Source organism: Caulobacter zeae (assembly GCF_002858925.1).
GTDB classification, from domain to species: Bacteria; Pseudomonadota; Alphaproteobacteria; order Caulobacterales; family Caulobacteraceae; genus Caulobacter; species Caulobacter zeae.
In genome coordinates, this window is sequence record NZ_PJRS01000011.1 from 346714 (window position 1) to 368332 (window position 21619).

23 protein-coding genes are annotated in these 21619 nt (G+C 68.9%); 7 read left to right on the plus strand and 16 right to left on the minus strand.

Annotated elements, in window-relative coordinates:
• Window positions 1-2 precede the first annotated feature (2 nt).
• Window positions 3-245, plus strand: coding sequence for a type II toxin-antitoxin system VapB family antitoxin (vapB, locus tag SGCZBJ_RS06365; protein WP_276308934.1), 243 nt, complete (start codon window positions 3-5; stop codon window positions 243-245).
• Entirely contained in the window at window positions 245-652 is a 408-nt protein-coding gene (vapC, locus tag SGCZBJ_RS06370) for a type II toxin-antitoxin system tRNA(fMet)-specific endonuclease VapC (RefSeq protein WP_101717166.1), read from the plus strand. The genes vapB and vapC overlap by 1 nt, the downstream gene beginning before the upstream one ends.
• Before the next feature lie 15 nt (window positions 653-667).
• On the opposite strand, the gene SGCZBJ_RS06375 is transcribed toward vapC, so the two are convergent.
• Both SGCZBJ_RS06375 and rpoH read right to left on the minus strand, forming a co-directional pair.
• Window positions 668-1150, minus strand: a complete 483-nt coding sequence (locus tag SGCZBJ_RS06375) for an ASCH/PUA domain-containing protein (RefSeq protein ID WP_101717167.1) — start codon at window positions 1148-1150, stop codon at window positions 668-670.
• A 171-nt stretch (window positions 1151-1321) separates the two neighbouring features.
• Window positions 1322-2209, minus strand: a complete 888-nt coding sequence (gene rpoH / locus SGCZBJ_RS06380) for an RNA polymerase sigma factor RpoH (RefSeq protein ID WP_101717168.1) — start codon at window positions 2207-2209, stop codon at window positions 1322-1324.
• A gap of 329 nt (window positions 2210-2538) precedes the next feature.
• On the opposite strand from rpoH, the gene SGCZBJ_RS06385 reads away from it, so the two are divergent.
• Window positions 2539-2901 carry a DUF805 domain-containing protein gene (locus SGCZBJ_RS06385; RefSeq protein ID WP_101717169.1) on the plus strand — a complete coding sequence of 121 codons (363 nt, stop codon included), beginning with the start codon at window positions 2539-2541 and terminating at the stop codon, window positions 2899-2901.
• 2 nt (window positions 2902-2903) lie between these two features.
• Here SGCZBJ_RS06385 and SGCZBJ_RS06390 read toward each other — a convergent pair whose 3' ends face one another.
• The gene (locus SGCZBJ_RS06390) at window positions 2904-5036 is read right to left on the minus strand and encodes a histidine kinase dimerization/phosphoacceptor domain -containing protein (protein ID WP_101717170.1); all 2133 of its coding nucleotides are present in this window, start codon (window positions 5034-5036) and stop codon (window positions 2904-2906) included.
• 209 nt (window positions 5037-5245) lie between these two features.
• Here SGCZBJ_RS06390 and SGCZBJ_RS06395 point away from each other — a divergent pair, with 209 nt between their 5' ends.
• On the plus strand, window positions 5246-5602 hold the full coding sequence (locus SGCZBJ_RS06395; protein WP_101717171.1) for a phage holin family protein: 357 nt from the start codon (window positions 5246-5248) through the stop codon (window positions 5600-5602).
• Here SGCZBJ_RS06395 and SGCZBJ_RS06400 read toward each other — a convergent pair.
• Window positions 5599-6375: a M23 family metallopeptidase gene (locus tag SGCZBJ_RS06400; RefSeq protein ID WP_101717172.1), complete on the minus strand. Its 777-nt coding sequence runs from the start codon at window positions 6373-6375 to the stop codon at window positions 5599-5601. The two genes, SGCZBJ_RS06395 and SGCZBJ_RS06400, sit on opposite strands and share 4 nt — an antisense overlap.
• A gap of 380 nt (window positions 6376-6755) precedes the next feature.
• Here SGCZBJ_RS06400 and SGCZBJ_RS06405 point away from each other — a divergent pair, with 380 nt between their 5' ends.
• Window positions 6756-7106 (plus strand): UrcA family protein, encoded by a 351-nt coding sequence (locus tag SGCZBJ_RS06405; protein ID WP_101717173.1) that lies wholly within the window; start codon window positions 6756-6758, stop codon window positions 7104-7106.
• Window positions 7107-7232: 126 nt separating this feature from the next.
• Here SGCZBJ_RS06405 and SGCZBJ_RS06410 read toward each other — a convergent pair whose 3' ends face one another.
• The 11 genes from SGCZBJ_RS06410 to SGCZBJ_RS06460 all read right to left on the minus strand — a co-directional run bounded on the left by SGCZBJ_RS06410 (window position 7233) and on the right by SGCZBJ_RS06460 (window position 17956).
• Window positions 7233-8651: an NAD(P)(+) transhydrogenase (Re/Si-specific) subunit beta gene (locus SGCZBJ_RS06410; RefSeq protein WP_101717174.1), complete on the minus strand. Its 1419-nt coding sequence runs from the start codon at window positions 8649-8651 to the stop codon at window positions 7233-7235.
• 31 nt (window positions 8652-8682) lie between these two features.
• Window positions 8683-9006, minus strand: a complete 324-nt coding sequence (locus SGCZBJ_RS06415; protein ID WP_101717175.1) for a proton-translocating transhydrogenase family protein — start codon at window positions 9004-9006, stop codon at window positions 8683-8685.
• A gap of 23 nt (window positions 9007-9029) precedes the next feature.
• Window positions 9030-10172, minus strand: a complete 1143-nt coding sequence (locus SGCZBJ_RS06420) for a Re/Si-specific NAD(P)(+) transhydrogenase subunit alpha (RefSeq protein WP_165799257.1) — start codon at window positions 10170-10172, stop codon at window positions 9030-9032.
• A gap of 206 nt (window positions 10173-10378) precedes the next feature.
• A complete protein-coding gene (locus tag SGCZBJ_RS06425) occupies window positions 10379-10618 on the minus strand; it encodes an aa3-type cytochrome c oxidase subunit IV (RefSeq protein ID WP_101717176.1) in 240 nt (79 codons plus the stop codon).
• A gap of 100 nt (window positions 10619-10718) precedes the next feature.
• The gene (locus tag SGCZBJ_RS06430; RefSeq protein WP_240621429.1) at window positions 10719-11717 is read right to left on the minus strand and encodes a glycosyltransferase family 9 protein; all 999 of its coding nucleotides are present in this window, start codon (window positions 11715-11717) and stop codon (window positions 10719-10721) included.
• Window positions 11714-12637: an alpha/beta fold hydrolase gene (locus SGCZBJ_RS06435; RefSeq protein ID WP_101717177.1), complete on the minus strand. Its 924-nt coding sequence runs from the start codon at window positions 12635-12637 to the stop codon at window positions 11714-11716. Before SGCZBJ_RS06435 ends, SGCZBJ_RS06430 begins: the two co-directional genes overlap by 4 nt.
• Window positions 12638-12639: 2 nt before the next feature.
• Window positions 12640-13113: a PaaI family thioesterase gene (locus tag SGCZBJ_RS06440; RefSeq protein ID WP_101717178.1), complete on the minus strand. Its 474-nt coding sequence runs from the start codon at window positions 13111-13113 to the stop codon at window positions 12640-12642.
• 90 nt (window positions 13114-13203) lie between these two features.
• Window positions 13204-14052 (minus strand): pirin family protein, encoded by an 849-nt coding sequence (locus SGCZBJ_RS06445; RefSeq protein WP_101717179.1) that lies wholly within the window; start codon window positions 14050-14052, stop codon window positions 13204-13206.
• A gap of 122 nt (window positions 14053-14174) precedes the next feature.
• A complete protein-coding gene (locus tag SGCZBJ_RS06450; RefSeq protein ID WP_101717180.1) occupies window positions 14175-15536 on the minus strand; it encodes an ABC1 kinase family protein in 1362 nt (453 codons plus the stop codon).
• Window positions 15537-15687: 151 nt separating this feature from the next.
• Window positions 15688-17478: a M3 family oligoendopeptidase gene (locus tag SGCZBJ_RS06455; RefSeq protein ID WP_101717181.1), complete on the minus strand. Its 1791-nt coding sequence runs from the start codon at window positions 17476-17478 to the stop codon at window positions 15688-15690.
• A gap of 61 nt (window positions 17479-17539) precedes the next feature.
• Window positions 17540-17956, minus strand: a complete 417-nt coding sequence (locus tag SGCZBJ_RS06460; RefSeq protein WP_101717182.1) for a MerR family transcriptional regulator — start codon at window positions 17954-17956, stop codon at window positions 17540-17542.
• A gap of 68 nt (window positions 17957-18024) precedes the next feature.
• Between SGCZBJ_RS06460 and SGCZBJ_RS06465 the strand changes: the two genes are divergently transcribed.
• Window positions 18025-18780 (plus strand): MauE/DoxX family redox-associated membrane protein, encoded by a 756-nt coding sequence (locus SGCZBJ_RS06465; RefSeq protein WP_240621430.1) that lies wholly within the window; start codon window positions 18025-18027, stop codon window positions 18778-18780.
• A 259-nt stretch (window positions 18781-19039) separates the two neighbouring features.
• On the opposite strand, the gene SGCZBJ_RS06470 is transcribed toward SGCZBJ_RS06465, so the two are convergent.
• Window positions 19040-20788: an acyl-CoA dehydrogenase family protein gene (locus SGCZBJ_RS06470; RefSeq protein ID WP_101717183.1), complete on the minus strand. Its 1749-nt coding sequence runs from the start codon at window positions 20786-20788 to the stop codon at window positions 19040-19042.
• 196 nt (window positions 20789-20984) lie between these two features.
• Between SGCZBJ_RS06470 and SGCZBJ_RS06475 the strand changes: the two genes are divergently transcribed.
• A complete protein-coding gene (locus SGCZBJ_RS06475; protein ID WP_101711541.1) occupies window positions 20985-21608 on the plus strand; it encodes a YceI family protein in 624 nt (207 codons plus the stop codon).
• Window positions 21609-21619 lie beyond the last annotated feature (11 nt).

The window sequence follows — 21619 nt, forward strand, 5'->3', positions numbered from 1 at the left end:
GTTTGTATATCCAGGAGGGCGTGGTGGTCCGAACGACACTGTTTCAGTCCAACCGGTCTCAGGCGGTCCGCCTGCCGAAGGATGTGGCCTTTCCCGAAGGAGTGCGCTCGGTGACGGTGCTGCGCGACGGAAAGCGGCGCGTGATCGTGCCCGCGAACGCAGCTTGGGATGATTTCTTTGTCGGGCCGAGCATTGATCTCGGAGAACGCGACCAGCCCGCACCGCAGAAGCGTGAGAGCTTCTGATGCTGCGCTACATGCTCGACACGAACCTGTGCATCCGCGTGCTCAGGGATCGGCCGATGGGCTTGCGCGATCGCTTCAACCTGAATGCCGACGCCCTGTGCATCTCGACGATCGTGCTGACCGAGCTGTTGCATGGCGCAGCCAAGTCCGCCCGGCCGGAGCATCATCGGAATGCCGTGGAGCAGTTCGCAGCGCGCCTGGAGGTTTTGTCCTTCGACGCATCCGCGGCGGATCACGCCGCCGACATCCGGGCCGTGCTGGAACGATCCGGGCGATCGATCGGTGGCTATGATCTGCTGATCGCAGGGCATGCGCGCTCTCGGGGGCTGGTGGTGATCACCGGCGACCTCGGAGAGTTCGAGCGCGTCGAGGGCCTGCGTTGCGAGGATTGGTTGGCGGGCATCTAGCCCGCCAAGTCACCCTCAGCCCTTGCGGATGATCCGCGCGGCGGCGGCGTGGAAGGCCGCGTCGCTTTCGGCCAGGGCGGCCACGGCGCCGTGGCGGTCGGCGGCGACGCTCATGTTGGTCGCCACGTAGGACTTCGACACGCGGCGGGCCTCTTCGCCGCGCAGGGCGGCGTTGGCGGCGGCGGTCTCGTGCCACTCGGCCAGTTCGGCGGCCGTCAGCGGGTGGTCCTCGGCGGCGCTCGGGTGGTGCACCACATCGCCGAAGCCGATGGCCACGAAGCCGTGGATGACGCCGTAGTCTTCTTCCGACAGCAGGAAGGTGATCTGGCGCTCTTCGGTCTGGCCGGTATAGGCGTCTTCGGCCGGATCGAATTCACGCAGCACCAGCACGTCGCCGACCTTGAATTCGCGGTCGTTGCGGCGGATCTCGAAGCGCTTCTTGCCCGAGCGCACGGCGGCGAAATACTGCGGCCAGGTCTTCAGTTCGTGACGGGTCATGGGAAGTCTTTGAATTGGGGCGGCAAGACGCCGGAAAAATCGGAGGCGAGGCTCTTAGAGCGCGTCGGCGGCGAGGAAAAGGCCGTTTGTGACGGCTTGGCGACGCTCTCGATACGAAAAGGCCGCCGCGACAGTGTCGCGACGGCCGTTCTCTTAGCAGGTTGGAGGCTGTTACGCCTCGACCATGTTCTTGGCGACGGCCGCCTCGCGCATGGACTTCTGCAGCTTTTCGAAGGCGCGCACCTCGATCTGGCGGACCCGTTCGCGGCTGACGCCATACTGGGCGGCCAGGTCTTCGAGCGTGGTCGGGTCGTCCTTCAGGCGGCGCTCGGTGAGGATGTGCCGCTCGCGGTCGGTCAGCTCGACCATGGCCTCCTCGAGGAGGGTCATGCGCAGCGACTTTTCCTCGTTCTCGGCGACCATGGTCTCCTGGCTGACCTGCTCGTCGTCGGCCAGCCAGTCCTGCCACTCGCTTTCGCCGTCGGCGCGCAGCGGCGCGTTCAGCGAGGCGTCGGGACCCGACAGGCGGCGGTTCATCGAGATGACCTCGCTGTCCAGCACGCCCAGCTTGGTGGCGATGGCGCTGACCTGTTCGGGGCGCAGGTCGCCTTCCTCGAAGGCGCTGATCTGGCTCTTGGCCTTGCGCAGGTTGAAGAACAGCTTCTTCTGCGCGGCCGTCGTGCCCATCTTCACCAGCGACCACGAGCGCAGGATGTATTCCTGGATCGAGGCGCGGATCCACCACATGGCGTAGGTGGCCAGGCGGAAGCCCTTCTCGGGTTCGAACTTCTTGACCGCCTGCATCAGGCCGACATTGCCCTCGGAGATCACTTCCCCGATCGGCAGGCCGTAGCCGCGATAGCCCATGGCGATCTTGGCCACGAGACGCAGGTGGCTGGTGACCATCTTGTGCGCGGCGTCGCTGTCCTGATGCTCTTTCCAGCGCTGGGCGAGCATGAACTCCTCGTCCTTCGCCAGCATCGGGAACTTGCGGATTTCGGTCAGGTAGCGCGACAGGCCGCCGTCCGGCGACATCACCGACAAGGAATTCACAGCCATGAGTTCAACATCCCCTGGGCTGGCCGCCAACTTGGCGTCCGGAGCCCACTTTCGAATGGGTGAGATAGGTACGGGTTGCAGCTAAGGTAAGAGCGATAACGCTTTTGTAATGTCCGACACCCTGGCTCAGGTATTGGACATTTCGATGGCGGAATGAACGTTCATTCTCAAAAAAATGAACGATCATTCTCAAAGTTGCAAGCGGGTTCGAAAGTGGCGATCCTGAACCCGCCCACCGATCTGCGGCCTTGTGCAGCGAGGGGGGAGGCGGTAGCGATCGGTGGCGGCAATTTCAGGTTGCGCGGCTCGGCGCGCCTCAGGGGGACGGGATGAAGGGTTGGTTCGACTTCAGGGGGCGCGGTGACCGGATCGACTTCCTTAGCACCGTCTGGCTGGTGATCCCGGGTCTTGGCCTGTTCGGAGCGCCCCTGGCTATGATGGGGATGGGGGGCGCCCAGCAGGCCGCGCTGCTGGTGTTCGACATCATCGCCATCTGCATGGGCCTCGTCGCCATCACCGTCGCCTTGGCGGGCGCGAGCCGTCGCCTGCATGACCTCGACCTATCGGCCTGGTGGCTGGCGCTCGGCGTGCTGGTCCCGTTCGTCGGCATGGTCGGCCTGGTGGTGCTGGCCATGGTTCCGGGCCAGGCGCGGTCCAACGGCTATGGCCCGGAGCCGGCGGCCGCCGTCTGAGCCTACCCCGCCGGCGCGTCCAGTTCCGCGCGCACGCCGGGGCTGTTGTCGTGATAGGCCAGGGTTCCGGCCAGCTGCCGGACCATGGCGTCCATCATCTTGCTGCCGAAGCCGACGCGGGGGCCTTGCTTGCCGCCGCCCTGGTCGGCGACCGAGATGCGCACCCGTCCGCGCTGTTCGGTCAGGCCGATGTCGATCCGGCCGGGCCGGCCGCCATAGGCGTACTTCACCGCATTGATCACCAGCTCGGTGACCACCAGGCCGATGGTCACCGCCTTGTCGGTCGAGACGGTGGCCGGGGCGGCGTCGACGCGGATCATCCGCGCCCATTCCTGGCCCAGGGACTCCACCAGCTCCTCGGCCAGCTCGACCAGGTAGCGGTCCAGCGAGACGGTCTCCAGCTGGTCGCCGCGATAAAGCCGGCGGTGCACCAGGCCCACGGCGGTCAGGCGGCGGCTGGCTTCCTCCAGCGGCGCGCGGACGGCCGGATCGTCGATGGCCTTCATCTGGATGGTCAGGAAGCCGGCGGCCAGGGCCAGGCTGTTCTGGACCCTATGATTCACCTCGCGGAGCAGGAAATCCTTCTGCCGCAAGAGGTCGTCCTTGTCGTCGAGCGTGGCGCGCAGCTGGCTGTTCAGCTCGGCCGTGCGACGGGCGCGGCGCAGGTCCAGGAGGTCCTGGCGCAGGCGCAGGGCCGCTTCGGTCTGGGAGCTGCTCCAGGGGCGGGAGCGGCCGCGCACGGTCTCGGTCCATGCGTCGAACGAGGCGCGAGGGGTCAGGGCCCCGTCGCCGCGGGCCGCCTTGGCGGTGCGGTAGGGATCGCCGGCCCAGCGCACGACCTCGACCTCCTCGGCGCGGGTCCACAGCACGGCCAGCAGGGGCGCGCGCTCGATCACCACGCCCATCAGGCCCGAGGCCCAGCTCTTGAAGGCGCCGGCCCCGGGGAACACCGCCTCGCTGCGCTCGGTGGCGATCACCCCGCCGGCGTCGACCTCCAGCAGCCAGTCGCGCAGCATGGCCAGGGCCGTGTGCGGGGGGATCTTGCCGGCCGTCTCGATGCGCTCGTCGCGGAACACCGCCACGCCGTCGGCCTCGCCCAGGGCGATCAGGTCGGCGGCGTGCTCCTCCAGCGCCCGGTCGCCGACGTCGGACTGGGCCAGCACGGCGGCCAGGTCGTCGCCCAGGGCGCGCAGCCGCAACTTCTCGCGCCAGGTCTCGGCCTCTTCCTTGGCCTTGATCTGGCGGGCCAGGCCTCCTGCCAGCGCGCGGCAGGCGGCGCGAATTTCGTAGGGCAACAGGCGCGGGCTGTCGTGGTGGCAGGCCACCAGGCCCCACAGGCGGCCGTCCTTGACGATCGACACCGAGGCCGAGGCGGCCACGCCCATGTTGCGCATGTACTGCATGTGCACGGGCGAGACGCTGCGCAGGGCCAGGTCGCTCATGTCGAGCGGGGTTTCCGGCGCCGGCTCCAGCGGGGCGGGCGCATAGCCGCAGTCGGGGATCACCCGCACCAGGTTGCGCACATAGAGGGCGCGGGCCTGCCTGGGGATGTCCGAGCCGGGGAAGCGGTGGTTGAGGAAGCTCTTGAGGTGATGGGCGCGGTCCTCGCCGACCACCTCGCCGGCGTCGTCGTCGCCGAAGCGGTAGATCATCACCCGGTCGAAGCCGGTCAGGCGGCGGAATTCCAGCGCGGCGCGGTCGTACAGGGTCTTCAAGCCGGGGCAGCGCTCGAAGGCGGCGGCGGCAGCCTCAAGATGGGCCAGGATCTGCGAGCCGGCCATCGGCCGCTCGAGGCCCGGCTCGATCTCCAGCAGCACCAGCTCGCCCTGCACCGTGGCGCTGAGGTCGAGATTGCGGCCGCCGCGATGCAGCACGCCGATGAAGCCGCCGGCCGGGCGGGAATTGGAGATGGCGGCGACCTGGGCCGCCATGTCGTCGCCGATCAGGGCGCCGACCGACCGGCCGAGCCAGGCGTCGACCTCCAGCAGGCCGGCGACGTCGCCGGCCGCCATGCGCACCGTCAGGCTGTCGCGGTCGAGGGCCAGCAGCGCGCCGTGCGGCTGGATCGCACCGGGAATGTGGATGGGCTCACGGTCGCAGGCCTGGATCTGTTCTGGGGTCGGCGCCGCGGTCATGCCTCGGGCGGGTCCGATATAGTGACGCGCGAAAGGGAAGCTGTGGTCACGGCGGCGGCTCCAAGCGGCCTAGGCCGGTGCTGAACAGTACGCCTCATTGAACAGGCTCACCGTCGCCTTGTCGACATTTCGCATGCTGGGACGCGAACGGGGCTTGTCTGCATCTTTCGCGGGCGTCAGGGTCGGCGCCGACTTCGGGGAGCTTCCAGATGACCGGCTTTCTCTTGCGTGCGCTGTTCGCGGGTCTTGGCCTGTGGCTGGCTTCGCGCGTCGTGCCCGGTATCCATGCCGCGGGCTGGCAGACGATCGCCATCGCCGCCCTGCTGCTGGGGCTGGTGAACGCCGTGGTGCGCCCGGTCGTCGTGCTGCTGACCCTGCCGATCACCCTGCTGACGCTGGGCCTGTTCCTCCTGGTGGTGAACGCCGCCATGCTGGGCCTGGTGGCCTACATCCTGCCGGGGCTGGCGGTCAGCGGCTTCTGGGCCGGAATCTTCGGGGCGATCGTGATAGGCGTCGTCAGCTGGTTCGGCCACTTGCTGCTGGGCGAGGGTTCCGAGAGGGACTAGCTGGCGGCGACCTCGATCCGCACCCGCACCCGGCCGTCTTCGCCGCGGACAGCCTGGCCCTTGCCGGCGCGACGGGCGGCGACCTTCTCCTTTATGCCCTCGGGCCAGCGCGAGACCTGGGCCAGGCGCACCTTGCGCGGCACGCGGGCGGCGGCCTTCAGCGGCAGGTCGTCGGCGCTGGCGAAGGTCTTGTCCAGGAAGTGGGCGGGATTGAGCGGCCGGCCCTTGCGGCTGATCTCGAAATGCAGGTGCGAGCCGGTCGAGCGGCCGCTGTCGCCGACCACGGCGATCGGCGTGCCCCGCTTGACGTAGACGCCCTTCTTCATGCCGAGGTTGCGGCCCAGGTGCGCATAGAGCGTGGAGAAGCCGTCCTTGTGCCGGACCTCGACGAAGCGGCCATAGCCGGGGTCGGTCCCGGTGCGCGCGACGATGCCGTCGGCGGCGACCTTCACCGCCGTGCCGGAGGGGGCGGCGATATCGACGCCCTCGTGCAGGCGGCCGCCTTCTTCCCACGGCAACTGGCGCAGGCCGAAGGGCGAGGCGACTTCGCGGCCGGGCAGGGGCGCGTCGAAGGCGTAGGCCGGCGGAGGCGGCGGGGCTGGCTGCGGCGTTGCGGGGGCGGCCGCCACGGGCTCGGCGATCGGCGCCGGCGCGATCAGGTCGGCCAGGGCCCGGGCGGCCGGCACGGACGCCGCGGCGAGCACCACGGCGAAGCCGAGCGTCAGCGCCAGGGCGTAGTTGCGTGCGGACGGGGCCGGGGTGTCTGGCGCCAAGGGGCGAAAACCTCGTGGGTGGGTCGGATGCCTGGGGCGCCTCTTGGCGCGGTCCCGGCATATGGGGTGGAGCCTGCCGGTCGGCAGGCTGCGCGACCGGCGTCGTCCTTACAGACTTGGCCTTTCGCGATCGTGAATGCAGCTCTTTGTCAGACCGATCGGGCGGAAAGGCGGCAGCTTGGCCGTGGCGGCGCCGAGAGCTCTTCGGTGCGATGTTGTGAATGTGTCAAACATTACGTGAATTTTAGAATATTAAATGCAAGCAATACTGTGAATACGGAGTCATGAACGACACTTAACGGGACTCTTCAAGTATCGTTCAGTACACCTTTGTCCATGGAGGCGCGGCGGACGCGCCCGGGAACAGAGGGAAGACCCAGATGCGCAAGTTCATGATCAGCCTCACCACGATCGCGACCCTGACCCTGGCGGCGGTGCCGCTGATCGGCATCACCCAGGCCGCCCACGCCGGCGAGCGCCAGGTGACCGTGCGGGTCGGCGACCTGAACCTGGCCGACCCGGCCGACGCCGCCGAGTTCGACGCCCGCGCCACCGACGCCACCAAGCGCTTCTGCCGCGCCCGCGCCATGAAGGAGCGCCTGGACCTGCTGTCGCGCCGCGCCTGCTCGCTCGAGGTTCGCGCCGAGATCAACGACAAGCTCTCGGTCAAGCAACGCAAGGCCCTGGCCTCGTCCGGCCGCGTGACGCCGGTGGCGGTGGCGTCCTTCTGAAGCGCCACCCATGCCGATCGATCCGCCGCGGAGGCCCCGGTGAAAACCGGGGCCTTTGCTTTTGCCTGAAACGAAAAAGCCCCGGCCTTGCGACCGGGGCTTTCGTCTGTCTGGAGCGTGATGGGCTCAGAGACCCTTCACGATGCCTTCGACCATCTTCTTGGCGTCGGCGAACAGCATCATCGTGTTGTCCTTGAAGAACAGCTCGTTCTCGACCCCGGCATAGCCCGAGGACATGCCGCGCTTGACGAAGAGGACGGTGCGGGCCTTTTCGACGTCCAGGATCGGCATGCCGAAGATGGCGCTGGTCGGGTCGGTCTTGGCCGCCGGGTTGGTGACGTCGTTGGCGCCGATCACGAAGGCCACGTCGGCCGTCGAGAACTCGCTGTTGATGTCCTCCAGCTCGAAGACCTCGTCGTAGGGCACGTTGGCTTCGGCGAGCAGCACGTTCATGTGGCCCGGCATCCGGCCGGCGACGGGGTGGATGGCGTACTTCACCTCCACGCCCTCTTCCTTCAGCTTGTCGGCCATTTCGCGCAGGGCGTGCTGGGCCTGGGAGACGGCCATGCCGTAGCCCGGGACGATGATCACCTTGCTGGCGTTCTTCATGATGAAGGCCGCGTCGTCGGCCGAGCCCTGCTTGACGGGGCGCGTCTCGACCTTGCCGCCCGCGCCGGCCGCCGCGGCGTCGGCGCCGAAGCCGCCCAGGATCACCGAGACGAAACTGCGGTTCATGCCCTTGCACATAATGTAGGACAGGATCGCGCCCGAGCTGCCGACCAGGGCGCCGGTGATGATCAGGGTGGTGTTCTCCAGCGTGAAGCCCAGCGCCGCCGCCGCCCAGCCCGAATAGCTGTTCAGCATCGACACCACGACCGGCATGTCCGCGCCGCCGATCGGGATGATCAGGGTGACGCCGATCAGCAGGCTGAGGGCGAAGATCCCCCAGAAGGCCCACTTGGCCTGGCCGCCGGTGACGACCAGCACCACGATCATGGCGACGATGGCGGCCGCGATCAGGATGTTCAGCAGGTGACGGGCCGGCAGCAGGATCGGCGCGCCGCCCATGTTGCCGTTCAGCTTGGCGAAGGCGATGACCGAACCGGTGAAGGTGATGGCGCCGATGGCCAGGCCCAAAGAGAGCTCGATCAGGCTGTTGAGGTGGATGTGTCCGTCGGCGCCGACGATGCCGTAGGCGGCCGGCGTGTAGATGGCGGCCACGGCCACCAGGCAGGCGGCCATGCCGACGAGGCTGTGGAAGGCGGCCACCAGCTGCGGCATCGAGGTCATCGGCACCTTGCGGGCGATCACCGCGCCCACGCCGCCGCCGACGGCGACGCCGCCCACGATCAGGCCCAGGGTCACGGCGTCGAGCGCGCCCTGGCTCCACAGCGTGGCCAGGGTGGTGACCACGGCGATGGCCATGCCGACCATGCCGTAGGTGTTGCCCTTGCGGCTGGTCTCGGGGCTGGAAAGCCCGCGCAGGGCCAGGATGAACAGCACCCCGGAGACGAGGTACAGGACGGCGGCGAGATTGGCGTTCATGATGTCATTTCCCCCAAGTGGCGCTCGCCGCTCACTTCTTTTCTTTCTTCTTGTACATGGCCAGCATCCGCTGGGTGACGAGGAAGCCGCCGAAGATGTTGACCGCCGCGAAGGCCGCGGCGACGGCGCCGGCCCCCTTGGAGATCCACACCGAACCGGCGTCGGGCGCACCCGACGCGCCATGCGCGGCGGCGGCCAGCAAGGCGCCGACGATGATCACCGACGAGATGGCGTTGGTCACGGCCATCAGCGGGGTGTGCAGCGCGGGCGTCACGCTCCAGACCACGTAGTAGCCGACGAAGATGGCGAGCACGAAGATCGCCAGGCGGAACACGGTGGGGTCGACGGCTTCCATGGGAGCCTCCCTTTCTATGCCGGTTAGGCGGTCTTCAGGTTCGGATGGACGATCTCGCCGCCCTTGGTGACGACGGCGGCCTGCAGAATCTCGTCCTCGAAGTTGGGCGCGAAGGCGCCTTCCTTGTTCAGGAACAGGGACGAGAGCGCGAACAGGTTGCGGGCGTAGAGCGCGCTGGCGTCGGCGGCGATGCGGCCGGGCAGGTTGGCGTGGCCGAGGATCTTGGCGCCGTTCGCGGTCACCACGGTCTCGTTCAGCTTGGCGCCTTCGACATTGCCGCCCTGCTCGATGGCCAGGTCCACGAGGATCGAGCCGGCCTTCATCGACGCCACCTGGGCGGCGCTGACCAGCTTGGGCGCCGGGCGGCCCGGGATCAGGGCGGTGGTGATGACGATGTCCTGCTTGGCGATGTGGCTGGAGACCAGCTCGGCCTGCTTGGCCTGGTACTCGGCCGACATCTCCTTGGCGTAGCCGCCGGCGGTCTGGGCGTTCTTGAACTCCTCGTCCTCGACGGCGAGGAACTTGGCGCCCAGGCTTTCGACCTGCTCCTTGGTGGCGGGGCGGACATCGGTGGCGGTGACCACGGCGCCCAGGCGACGGGCGGTGGCGATGGCCTGGAGGCCGGCCACGCCCACGCCCATGATGAACACCTTGGCCGCGGCGACGGTGCCGGCGGCGGTCATCATCATCGGCAGGGCCTTGCCGTAGGCTTCGGCGCCTTCGATCACGGCGCGATAGCCGGCGAGGTTGGCCTGGGACGACAGCATGTCCATCACCTGGGCCCGCGTGATGCGCGGGATGAACTCCATGGCGACAGCGCTCGCGCCGGCTTTTGCAAGCGCGTTCAGCGTGTGCTTGTCCTGGTAGGGATTGAGGGCGGCCGCGACGATCGCGCCGCTCTTCAGGGCCGCGATCTCGGCGGCTTCCGGCGCGCGGACCTTGAACAGGACGTCGGCGTCCTTGATCGCGTCCTTGGCGGTCTTGGCCAGCTTCGCCCCGGCCGCCTCATAGTCGGCGTCGAGGTAGGAGGCGGCGGTTCCGGCGCCGGCCTCGACCACCACCGAGAAGCCGGCGGCGGTCAGTTTCTTGACGGTCTCGGGCGTCGCGGCGACCCGCGTCTCGCCTGCGCGGGTCTCTTTCGTGACGGCGATGACGGCCATCGGCATACCTCCCCCGGAGCGTTGTTCGCTCTCCGAACCGGCGCGTTTCGCAGCGGCTCAAGATCCCAAAGTTGAAACGACGTTCGACGAAAAGCTAACACTTTCGTCGAACGTCGCTCCAGCAGCTTGGAGCGCTCTTTAGGGGAGGTTCTTGCCCTTTGTCGAGGATTGTCCACGCATCGGGCGCAAAAAATTGCCGATGTCTACCGGTGTCAGTGAGCCGCGGCGGCCTTTTCCCGAAGGAACACAACGCCCAGGGCGGCCATCACGACGGCCACGCCGGCCGAGGCGATGAAGCCGGCCGGGGTGCAGAACAGCAGGGTGAAGAAGGTGACCAGCACGGCGACGGCCAGCGACCCCCACTTGGTCATCTTGCCGAAGGCGTCATAGGTGGCGGCCTGTTCGTGGATGTCCATTTCACCGCGGTGGTAGTCGGACGCTTGGTTGCCCATCGGCTGGGGTCTCCTGGATTTTTCCCTGACCAACGGTATAGCAACCCTCGCGCCGGGCTCAAGCTGGGGCGTCGCGATGCCGCGGCGAGGGCGACCGCCTTCAGGCCAGCAGCGCCCGTGCTCGGGCGGCCACGCTTGCCGGCTCCAGGCGCGACAGGTCGTCGGCCGCCAGGGTGTGCAGATGGCGTGAATAATCCAGCAGCGGATCGGGCCCGAACAGGCCCAGGGTCATCGTCCCCACCGCGGCCGACAGGTTCATCGGTCCGGAATTGTTGCCGATGAAGAGGTCCGCCCGGGCCATCAGCGCCGAGCCGACGTCGAACTTGAGGTCGCAGACATTCACTTCGGTAACGCCGTCGGGCGAGCCGGCCGCCAGCAGGGCGTCAACCCGGGCGTTGTCCTCGAAGCCGCCCAGCCAGAAGCGCGTGCCGCCCCTGTCGGCGAGCGCGGCGCTGAGCGCGGCGAAGCCGTCCAGCGGCCACATGCGGCGCGCCTCGCTGGCGCCGACGCCATAGACGACCCATGGCCGGGGCAGGGCGCCGAAGCGGGCTTCCACCGCTTCCAGCGCCGTCCGGGTGGGGTTCATGGCCGGCTCGCGGCTGGTCACCGCCAGGCCGTGGGCGGCCTCGAAGGCGGCCAGCTTGTCGATGCGGTGGGCCGGGCGCATGGCCTTGGGCAGGTAGGGGCCGTGGGTCAGCCAGCGCTGCTGGGCGTGCCCCATGCCAAAGCCTCGCCGTTCGGGCACGCCGGCCAGGGCCGCGCCGATGGCGGGGCGGTCGATCTTCTCGAGGACCCACACCGCCCGCGGCCTGCGGGCGCGGCAGAGAGCGTGGAAGTCGCGGATCTCCTGCAGGTTCTTCCAGGTCCCCGAGCGGTATTCGAGGTAGTCGATGGCCGTGATGCAGGTCTCGGCGCCCAGGAGGTCGCGGGCGCGGCTCGATGGACGGGCGGCCAGCAGCACGGTCTTCTCCGGCGTCTGGGCGGCGATGGCGCGCAGGGTGGGCAGGTGCCAGGTCAGGTCGCCCACGCCCCGGTCGGGCATGTAGACCATGACGAGGCCCCGGCCCGCCTCGGCCGCAGCGGCGGGGTCGAGGTTCACGCCCAGGTCGCCAGCAGGCCGCGGAGCCCGGCCACGAAGGCCAGGGGCTGGTCGAGCATCACGTGGTGGTCGGCGTCGGGAATGGGCAAGCGCAGCACGTCCTTGGGCATGTTCGCGATCATATAGTCCAAGGTCTCGGCGTGCATAAGCCCGGACCGCTCGCCCCACATCAGGGCGGCCGGGCAGGCGATCTCGCCGAGCAGCAGGCCAAGGTCGGGCATCGAGAACCGCTGCCAGATGGCCGGGTCGAACTTCCAGGTCCAGCCGCCCTCGACTTCTTTCAGGGAGCGGCGGGCGATGTGGTCGGCGATGTAGAGGTTCTCGCACGGTTGCGGCGGGGCCAGGCGGAAGCGCGTCAGGGCCTCTTCCAGGGTCGGATAGACCTTGGTCCCGAAGCCCGAGCGCGGCGGAGGACCCTTCCAGCGCTTTTCCGGCGGCTGGATCGAGGTGTCGACCAGGATCGCCCCGCGCAGGCGCTCAGGATGACGGGCGGCGCAGAACAGGGTGGGAAAGCCGCCGAACGAGTGGCCGACGAAGATCGGCTTGTGTCCGCCTGCCTCAAGTTGCGCCGCCTCGACCGCGGCGAAGGCCTCGGCCGCGAAGGTGTCGGCGCTGTAGGCTTCCCGCCAGCCGCTGCTTCCCATGCCGGCCCAGGAGATGGCCGCCACCCGCCAGTCCTTGGCGAAGGAGGGCGCGATGAAGCTCCACCAGTCGGCGTGGGCGCCGTTGCCGTGCAGGAATAGCAGGCCGGGCCTGCCGACCTCGCCCCAGGTCAAAAGCTCGATGTCGGCGCCGTCGACCTGGATGGTCGAACGCTCGGGTTGGATCGCGATCGCGGCCTCGAACCATGCGGGGGCAGGCGGCCGCGCGCCGTTGAACGGGGCTAGCAGCGAGGCGGGCAGGGTCTGGTCGTCGGCCATGCTCAGGCCTCCTCGCGGAAGGCGATCTCGCCGGGGCGCGGCTTGCGGGGACTAAGCGCCTTGAAGATCCCCGTGCCGGTCATCAGTGTGCGCTCGCCCGTCCAGATGCGGCCGCGCACGGTGAAGATCCCATCCTCCTCGGCCAGAAGTTCGCCCCGGCCCTCGACGAACTCGCCCAACTGCGCGCCCGACAGGAAATCGGTCATCAGCCGCACCGTGACCCAGGAATAGGACTTCTTGAGCGATATCAGCCGGCCCCAGGCCATGTCGGCGAAGCTCATCAGCATGCCGCCGTGGCAATTGCCCAGGCCGTTGGTGTGGTGCTCCTCGACCCGGAAACCCAGCGTGGCCTCGCCGGGGCCGTCGGCGCGCTCGTACAGCGGGCCAATCTGTCGGCCAAAGCCCCGCGTCCAGTTCAGCTGGGCGTAGCCGGGCGGGATGGCGGCGCTCTGGGCCTCGGTCAGGTCGTCGGACATGGGATGAAGTCTAACGGCCGTTTGAATGAGGCCGCAAGACCCTCTCCCGTGGGAGAGGTGTCGGCGAAGCCGACGGAGAGGGGAGGGAGCCTACGCCCTCACCTCGCCGAACTTGCCCGCCTGGTAGTCCTGGATCGCCTGGATGATCTCTTCGCGCGTCGTCATCACGAACGGCCCGTGCGAGACGACCGGTTCGCGGATCGGGTCGGCGTGGCCCAGCAGCAGCACCGCGCCGTCGGCCGAGGCCAGCTCGAGCCCGTCGCCGTCGGTCAGCTCCACCAGATTGAAGGCGCCCGCCGTCTTGTCGCCGATCGCGATTGCGCCGCGCACCACATAGAGGAACACCGCGCGCCCGGATGGGATCGGCAGCGAAAGCTTCGCGCCGGCCTCCAGCCGCACGACGCTCATGGCCACGCCGGTGAGGGATGTGATCGGCCCCGTCACGCCGTCCGCCTTGCCGGAGATCAGCTCGATGGTCGCGCCGTCCTTCTCGACCTTGGGAATGTCGGGCGCCTGCAGGCCGACATAGTGCGGCGCGGTCATCTTCAGGCGGCTGGGCAGGTTGACCCACAGCTGCAGGATCTCCAGCGGCCCGCCGCTTTTCTTGAAGGCCTCGGGCGACAGCTCGGCGTGCACCAGGCCGCTGCCGGCCGTCATCCACTGCACCCCGCCCGCGTCGATGACGCTCTCGTGGCCGCCGCTGTCCAGGTGCGACAGCTGGCCTTCGAGGATGAAGGTCACGGTCTCGAAGCCGCGATGCGGGTGCGGCCCGAACGGCAGGCCGTGGTTGCCGGGGCGGTAGACCTGCGGGCCGTGGTGGTTGAGGAACAGGAACGGATCCAGCTGCCCGATCGCCGGGCCGGGCAGGGGGCGGCGGGTGGTCAGGTCGCCGATGTCGTCGCGATAGGCGCCGTGCAGGCGGGCGATGGTGCGGGTCATGGTCACTCCTTGGCCCGAAAACCTCGTCCTTCGACAGGCTCAGGAAGAGGTTTTCTACTCGGCGGTCTGCAATAGCCCTCATCCTGAGCTTGTCGAAGGACGAGGGCGGTTCCGCGTTCGGCTCAGCTAAGCCCAGCCGCTCCCAGCACGGCCTTCTGCCGCTCCGCCAGCCCTTCCTCCGAGAAGCCCTCCAGCGAGGCCTCGAACAGGGCGCGCCAGTTGTGGCGGGCGCCCAGGTGCAGGAAGGCCGCGCCCAGGCCGATGGCGGCGCGATCCATGAACACGAACTCGCGCGGGATGACGATGCCGCCCACCGATTTGAGCGCCTGGCGCACCTTGAAGGCCTCGCGGCGGCCGTACTCGCCGGGCGGCGTGTCGTCGGCCACGGTGCGCACGCGGTCGTCGAGCAGCGGGCCGTAGATGAACCGCGCCCAGACGTTCAGCACGTCCACCAGTTCGTCGGTCAGGTTGGTGAAGCCCCAGCTGCGATAGGCCTCGCCCTGGCCGGGGCGGTCGTCCTCGGACAGGGCGCGATAGAGCCGCACGACCCCGCCCACGAAGCGCGGCGGGAACACCCGGATGCAGCCGAAGTCGAGCAGGTTGAGGTGCGCCGCCCCTTCCCCGCCGAAGGTGTAGTTGCCCAGGTGAGGATCGCCGTGGATGACGCCGATGTGGGTCATCGGACCCCACCAGGCCTCGAACAGCAGGGCGGCGATGCGATCGCGGGTTTCCTGCGGCGCGCCCTTGAAGGCCATCAGCCCCTGGCCGTCGAGCCAGGTCATGGAAAGCAGGCGTTTCGTGGAAAGCTCGCCGACCGGCTGGGGCGTGCGGATGTCGTCGCGGCCGGCGAAGAAGCCGCCATAGACGGCCATCATCCGGGCCTCGCGGTCGTAGTCCAGCTCCTCGCGCAGGCGGTCGCCGACCTCCTCGATCATCTGGGTGGGGTCGATCGAGCCGTCCATCTTCTTGAACAGGCCGACCAGGGCCCGCAGCTGGCCAAGGTCGCTTTCGACGGCGCTCTGCATGTCTGGGTATTGCAGTTTCACGGCCAGGGCGCGGCCGTCGGGGGCGACGGCGCGGTGAACCTGGCCCAGCGAGGCGGCCGCGGCGGCCTCGTGCTCGAAGCTCTGGAACTTGCCGGCCCAGTCGGCCCCGAGCTCGGCCGCCATCCGCCGGCGCACGAACGGCCAGCCCATGGCGGGGGCGTTGGTCTGAAGCTCGGCCAGTTCCTTGGCGAACTCGGGCGGCAACAGGTCGGGCACCGTGGCGAACATCTGGGCCGCCTTCATCAGCGGACCCTTGAGGTTCCCCAGCGCCGCCTTCAGCGCCTTGGCGTTGCGGGCGTCGGCGTCGTCGCCGGCGAAGACGCGGTTGGCGCCGTAGCTGACGGCCGCGCCCGACAGGCCCGCGCCGACCTTGGCGAAGCGCGCCAGGCGGCCGGAGAGGCGGTCGCGTTCCCGATCCTTGGCGGGGTCGCCGACCATCAGGAACCTCCCCCTGTGGGGGAGGCGATCGCGTCAGCGATCGGTGGGGGGAGTGCTGAGGCGGTTAGCGACAAGGAAGCTGAAAACGCCCCCCCTCCGGCCCTGCGGGCCGCCTCCCCCACAGGGGGAGGTTCCTTCCGGGCGACTTCGCTCACACCAACGCCTCGAACTCGTCGACCAGCCGCTCCAGCTGCCGGCAGCCGGCCGCCCAGAAGGCCTTGTCGCGCGGATTGAGGCCGAAGGGCTTGAGCGCCTCGACATAGGTGCGGGTGCCGCCGGCGGCCAGCAGGTCCTCGTAGAGCGGCGCGAAGCCTTGCGGGTCCTCGCGGCGCTTCTCCATCAGGCCGCGCACCAGAAGGTCGCCGAACGCGTAGGCGTAGACGTAGAACGGCGCATGCACGAAGTGGCTGACATAGGCCCAGTAATGCTCGTAGCCCTCGTTGAGCACGACGGCGGGGCCAAGGCTCTCGGCCATGGTCTCCATCCACAGCGCGCCGATCTGGTCGGGCGACAGTTCGCCGTCCTGACGGGCGGCGTGGAACCTGCGCTCGAAGCGGTGGAAGGCGATCTGGCGCACGACGGTGTTGAGCCCGTCCTCGATCTTCCCGGCCAGAAGCCCCCTGCGGTCGGCGGGCGTCGCCTCGGCCAGCAGGCGGTCGAACACCAGGCCCTCGCCGAAGATCGAGGCCGTCTCGGCCAGGGTCAGGGGCGTGTCGGCCAGCAGGGTGCCCAGCGGCGCGCACAGGGTCTGGTGCACGGCGTGGCCCAGCTCGTGGGCCAGGGTCAGCACGTCGCGCCGCTCGCCCATGTAGTTCATGAAGACGTACGGGTGGCGGTCGGCGGTGACCGGGTGCGAATAGGCGCCCGACTGCTTGCCGGCGCGCGGGCGGGCGTCGATCCAGGGCTGGGCGAAGAAGGTTTCGGCGGTGTCGGCGAACTTCGGAGCCAGGGCCTGGAAGCTCTCCAGCACCACGTCCTTGGCCTCGGACCACGGATAGGTGCGCGGCTGGGCCGCGTCGAGCGGGGCGTTGCGGTCCCAGTAGTCCAGGGTCTTGCGGCCCATGGCCTTGGCTTTGAGCGCATAATAGCGGTGCGACAGGCGCGGATAGGCCTCGACCACGGCGGCTTCCAGGGCGTCGACGGCGTCGGCGTCGACCTCGTTGGCCAGGTGGCGCGAGTGGGCGGGCTCGTCGTAACGCCGCCAGCGGTCCTCTACCTGCTTTTCGAAGGCCAGGGTGTTCATCACCAGGGCCTGGGTGGAGGCGCGCTCGGAAAGGGCCTGGGCCAGGCCGTCGGCGGCGGCCTTGCGGCGGCGGACATCCGGATCCGACAGGCGGTTCAGCGCCTCGGGCAGGGTCAGCTGTTCCTTGCCGACCTTGGCGGAGAGTTTGGCCAGGGTCTCGTCATAGAGCCGCACCCAGTTGGCCACGGCCGGGCCGCGGTCGACGATGTAGCGCTCCAGCTCGGCCGACAGCTCGTGCGGGCGCGACAGGCGCAGGCGGCGCAGCCACGGCGTCCAGCGGCGGGTCGGCTCGTGGGCCTCCAGCGCCGCGTTCAGCTCGGCGTCCTCCAGCTGGTTCAGCTCCAGCGAGAAGAACAGGCTGTCGGCGGCGATCTGCGAGGAGCGGGCGCGCAGGTCGGCCTCGAACTTGGCCCAGGCCGGGTCGTCGCGGGCGGTCGAGGCGGCCAGGCCCGCATAGGCGCCCACGCCCCACAGGCCGTTGACGGCCTCCTCGTAGAGCCGGATGCCGCGATCGAGCAGCCTGCCCAGGCGCGCGGGCTCGCCGCGCGCTTCGAGGAACATGCCCTCCAGCGAGGCCAGTTCGTCGTTGGCGGCCTTGGCGGCGGCCAGGTCGGTTTCGATCTTCGGGTCCTCGCGGCCGGCATAGAGGTCGGCGAGGTTCCACTCGGGAAGGGCGTCGGGCTTGAAGGGCGCGTTCATGACAGCAAGGGATATGGCGTCTGGAGGGCGGGAGGCAATCGGGGGCGGCGGGTTTCTCCGCTCAGGTCTCGAACGCGGCGATGATCGGACAGGGTCCACGATCGTTTGTGCTGCACGTGTGGAGCAGGCGCGAGAGGCCCGCGCGGGCGGCTTGAAGCTCCTCGATCTTTCGGTCGAGATCGGTGATGCGCTCGCGGGCCAGCTCGCGCGCCCGCACGCGGTCCTCGCCGGCGTCGAGCGCCAGAAGCTCGCCGATCTGCTCCAGGGTGAAGCCGGCGGCCTGGGCTGATCGGATGAAGCGCAGCCGCCGCACCGCCTCGTCGCCGTAGCGCCGCACGCCGCCCGAAAGCCCGGAACCCTCGCCGCGCTCGGGCGTCTCCAGCAGGCCCCGGCGCTGGTAGTAGCGGACCGTCTCCACGCCCACGCCGCCGGCCCTGGCCAGGCCTGCGATCGTGGTGGCGGCGTTCGTCGTCGTCATCGCTTGACTCCGTACCATGGTACGGAACCCATATGAGCCCGGTCCCGCTCGCGTACAAGGAGACCGCCGTGACGTCCGCCGCTTCCACCGCCCCCAAGAAGGCCGTCCTCTACCGCATGGTGATGGACAAGCACGTCTGTCCGTACGGGCTAAAGGCCAGGCATCTGCTGCGGTCCAAGGGCTACGAGGTCAAGGACCATCACCTGACCACGCGCGAGGCGACCGACGCCTTCAAGGCCGAGCATGGCGTGAAGACCACGCCGCAGGTCTTTGTCGGCGGCGAGCGGATCGGCGGGTTCGACGACCTGCGCCGCTGGTTCGGCGCCAAGCCCCGCGATCCCAAGGCCAAGACCTATACGCCGGTGATCGCCCTCTTCGCCATGACCGCCCTGATGGCCCTCGCGGCGACCTACGCCGTGGACGGAACGCCCTTCACGGCCCGGGCGGTGGAGTGGTTCATCAGCTTCTCGATGGTGGTGCTGGCCATCCAGAAGCTGCGCGACGTCGAGAGCTTCTCGTCGATGTTCCTGGGCTACGACCTGCTGGCCAAGCGCTGGGTCCCCTACGGCTATGTCTATCCGTTCGCCGAAGGCCTGGCGGGCGTGCTGATGACGGCCGGCGCGCTGACCTGGTTCTCCGCGCCGCTGGCTCTGGTGATCGGCGGGATCGGCGCGGTGTCGGTGTTCAAGGCGGTCTATCTCGACAAGCGCGACCTGAAATGCGCCTGCGTCGGCGGCGACAGCAACGTGCCGCTGGGCTTCATCTCGCTGACCGAGAACGTGATGATGGTGGCGATGGCCGTGTGGATGCTGGTTGGGCATTAGGCCCAAGCTCCTCCCCCGCTTGCGGGGGAGGGGGGACCGCGAAGCGGTGGAGGGGGCGAGACTGGGCTCGGCGCTCTGTCCCTCGCCCCCTCCGTCACGCTGCGTATCCGCAGCGCGCCACCTCCCCCGCTAAAGCGAGGGAGGAGCAGGGAGCAGTCGGCGAAGTCGATGGAGAGGGAAGGAACGGCTAGCCTCCGCGGAAGCTGAAAACGTCCCCCCTCCGGCCCTCCGGGCCACCTGCCCCAGAGGGGGAGGATCTTTAGTGAACTCCCAGCGCCTCGGGCGTCACCGCCACGATATCGGCGTCGCCCAGGGTTACCGCGGCCAGCTGGCCGGGGACCTGGGCCAGGACGCTTTCGGCGTAGACCCGCAGCAGCTGGCCGCGCAGGGCTTCGGCTTCCGGGGCCAGGGCGCCCTTGGCCAGCATCCAGCCGCCGACCGTGTCGCCCAGCAGCTTGAGGTAGGCCGTGGCGCCCGAGAGGGCGTCGGGCATGGCGCGGGCGCGGCGCTCGACCAGCCAGGCGGTGGCCGAGGCGGCGGCGTTGAGCGCGGCTTCCAGGCGGCTGGCGACCGGGGTCAGCGAGGCCTCGGCGGCCTTCAGGGCCTCGATGGTGTCGCGGATGTCGTCCATCAGGTCGGCCACGGCTTGGCCGTCGGCCAGGCCCAGCTTGCGGCCGATCAGGTCGATGGCCTGGATGCCGTTGGTGCCCTCGTAGATCGGGGTGATGCGGGCGTCGCGATAGTGCTGGGCCGCGCCGGTTTCCTCGATGAAGCCCATGCCGCCGTGGATCTGCACGCCCAGCGAGGCGACCTCGACGCCGACGTCGGTCGACCAGGCCTTGGCGATCGGGGTCAGCAGTTCCTCGCGCAGCTTGGCGGCCGCGCGGGTCTCCTCGTCGGCGGCCGCGTGGGCCAGGTCGGCGGCGACGGCGGTCGACAGGCAGATGCCGCGGGCGGCCTCGATCTTGGCCTTCATCAGCAGCAGCGTGCGGCGCACGTCCGGATGGTCGAACAGGCGCGAGGGATACGCGCCCGTCCAGGCCGAGCGGCCCTGCACGCGTTCCAGGCTGAAGTTCAGGGCCTGCTGGTAGGCGCGCTCGGCGATGGCGGTGCCTTGCGCCCCGACCTGCAGGCGGGCGGCGTTCATCATCGTGAACATGTGGGCCACGCCCTGGTGCAGCTTGCCGACCAGCTCGGCCTTGGCGCCTTCGAACAGCATCACGCAGGTGGGCGAGCCGTGGATGCCCAGCTTATGTTCGAGACCGCCGACGCGCACGTCGTTGCCCGCGCCCATCTTGCCCTCGTCGTCGACCAGCACCTTGGAGGCCAGGAACAGCGAAATCCCCTTCACGCCGGGAGGGGCGTCGGGGGTGCGGGCCAAAACGAGGTGGACGATGTTGTCCGTCGCGTCGTGGTCGCCCCAGGTGATGAAGATCTTCTGGCCCGACAGGGTGTAGCCGCCCTGGCCGTCCGGCGTGGCCATGGTGGTCAGGGCCGCCAGGTCCGAGCCGGCCTGCGGCTCTGTCAGGTTCATGGTGCCGGTCCATTCGCCCGAGACCAGCTTGGGCAGGAACACCGACTTGTGGCGATCCGTGCCGTGCAGGGCCAGGGCCTCGATGGCCCCCAGGCTCAGCATCGGGCACAGGCCGAAGGCCATGTTGGCCGCCTGCACCATCTCCAGCGTGGCGATCTCCAGCGCTTTCGGCAGGCCTTGGCCGCCGTGGTCGGGCGAGGCGGCCAGCGAGGTCCAGCCGGCCTCGGCGAAGGCCTTGTAGGCGTCGGCGAAGCCTGGCGCGCTGCGCACCACGCCGTTTTCGAGCTTGGCGCCCACCAGGTCGCCCTGGCGGTTGATCGGGGCCAGCACTTCCGAGGCGAACACGCCGGCGGCTTCCAGCACGGCGTCGACGGTGTCGGCGTCGGCCTCGGGATAGGCGTCGGCCAGGCGGCCAAAGTCGGCCACATGGCGCAGGGCGAAGGCGAGGTCGCGGACGGGGGCGCGGAAAGTCATGCGGGGGCCGATCTGTTCAAGCGTCGGGTTGGGGTATGTGATCCCTGTTTAGATCGCGCGGCCTATCGCGCCAAGGACCGCCTGTCGATCACGGCTTCGTGAGGAGACGCCCCTTCAACTGGACGGTGAAGTTCCTAAGTCGGGGTAATCAGCAACCGTCACTATGACAGTTTTGTCAGTTTGGAGATCTGAGACCATGGCTCGCCCCTTCGCCTACGCCATTCTGGCCGGCGCCCTTCTCGCCGCTCCCCTCGCGGCCCCGGTCGCCGCCCTGGCGCAACCGGCGACGGATCCCGCCGCCGCTCCGGCCGGGACCTGGGCCCTGGACAAGCGCCACGCCAGCCTGACCCTGCGCGTGAAGCACTTCGGCACCTCGAACTACACCTTCCGCCTGTCGGGCCTGGACGGCTCGTTCGCCTATGATCCGGCCAAGCCGCTGGACTCCAAGGTGTCGATCACGGTCGACCCGAAGTCGGTCGACACCGGCCTGCCGAACTTCAACAAGGAAATCTCGGACGATCCGAAGTTCTTCGACTCGGCCAAGTACCCGACCATCACCTTCGTCTCGACCAAGATCGAGCAGACCTCGGCGGGCAAGGGCAAGCTGACCGGCGACCTGACCTTCCGCGGCGTGACCAAGCCGGTGACCCTGGACGTCACCTACAACGGCTTCGCCAAGACCCCGTTCGGCTCGCAGATCATGGGCTTCTCGGCCACAGGCAAGATCAAGCGCTCGGAGTTCGGCTTCACCCACCTGGTGCCGATGGTTTCGGACGACGTCGACCTGGCGATCGAAGCCGAATTCAATCCGAAGAAGTAAGCGAAGTACCG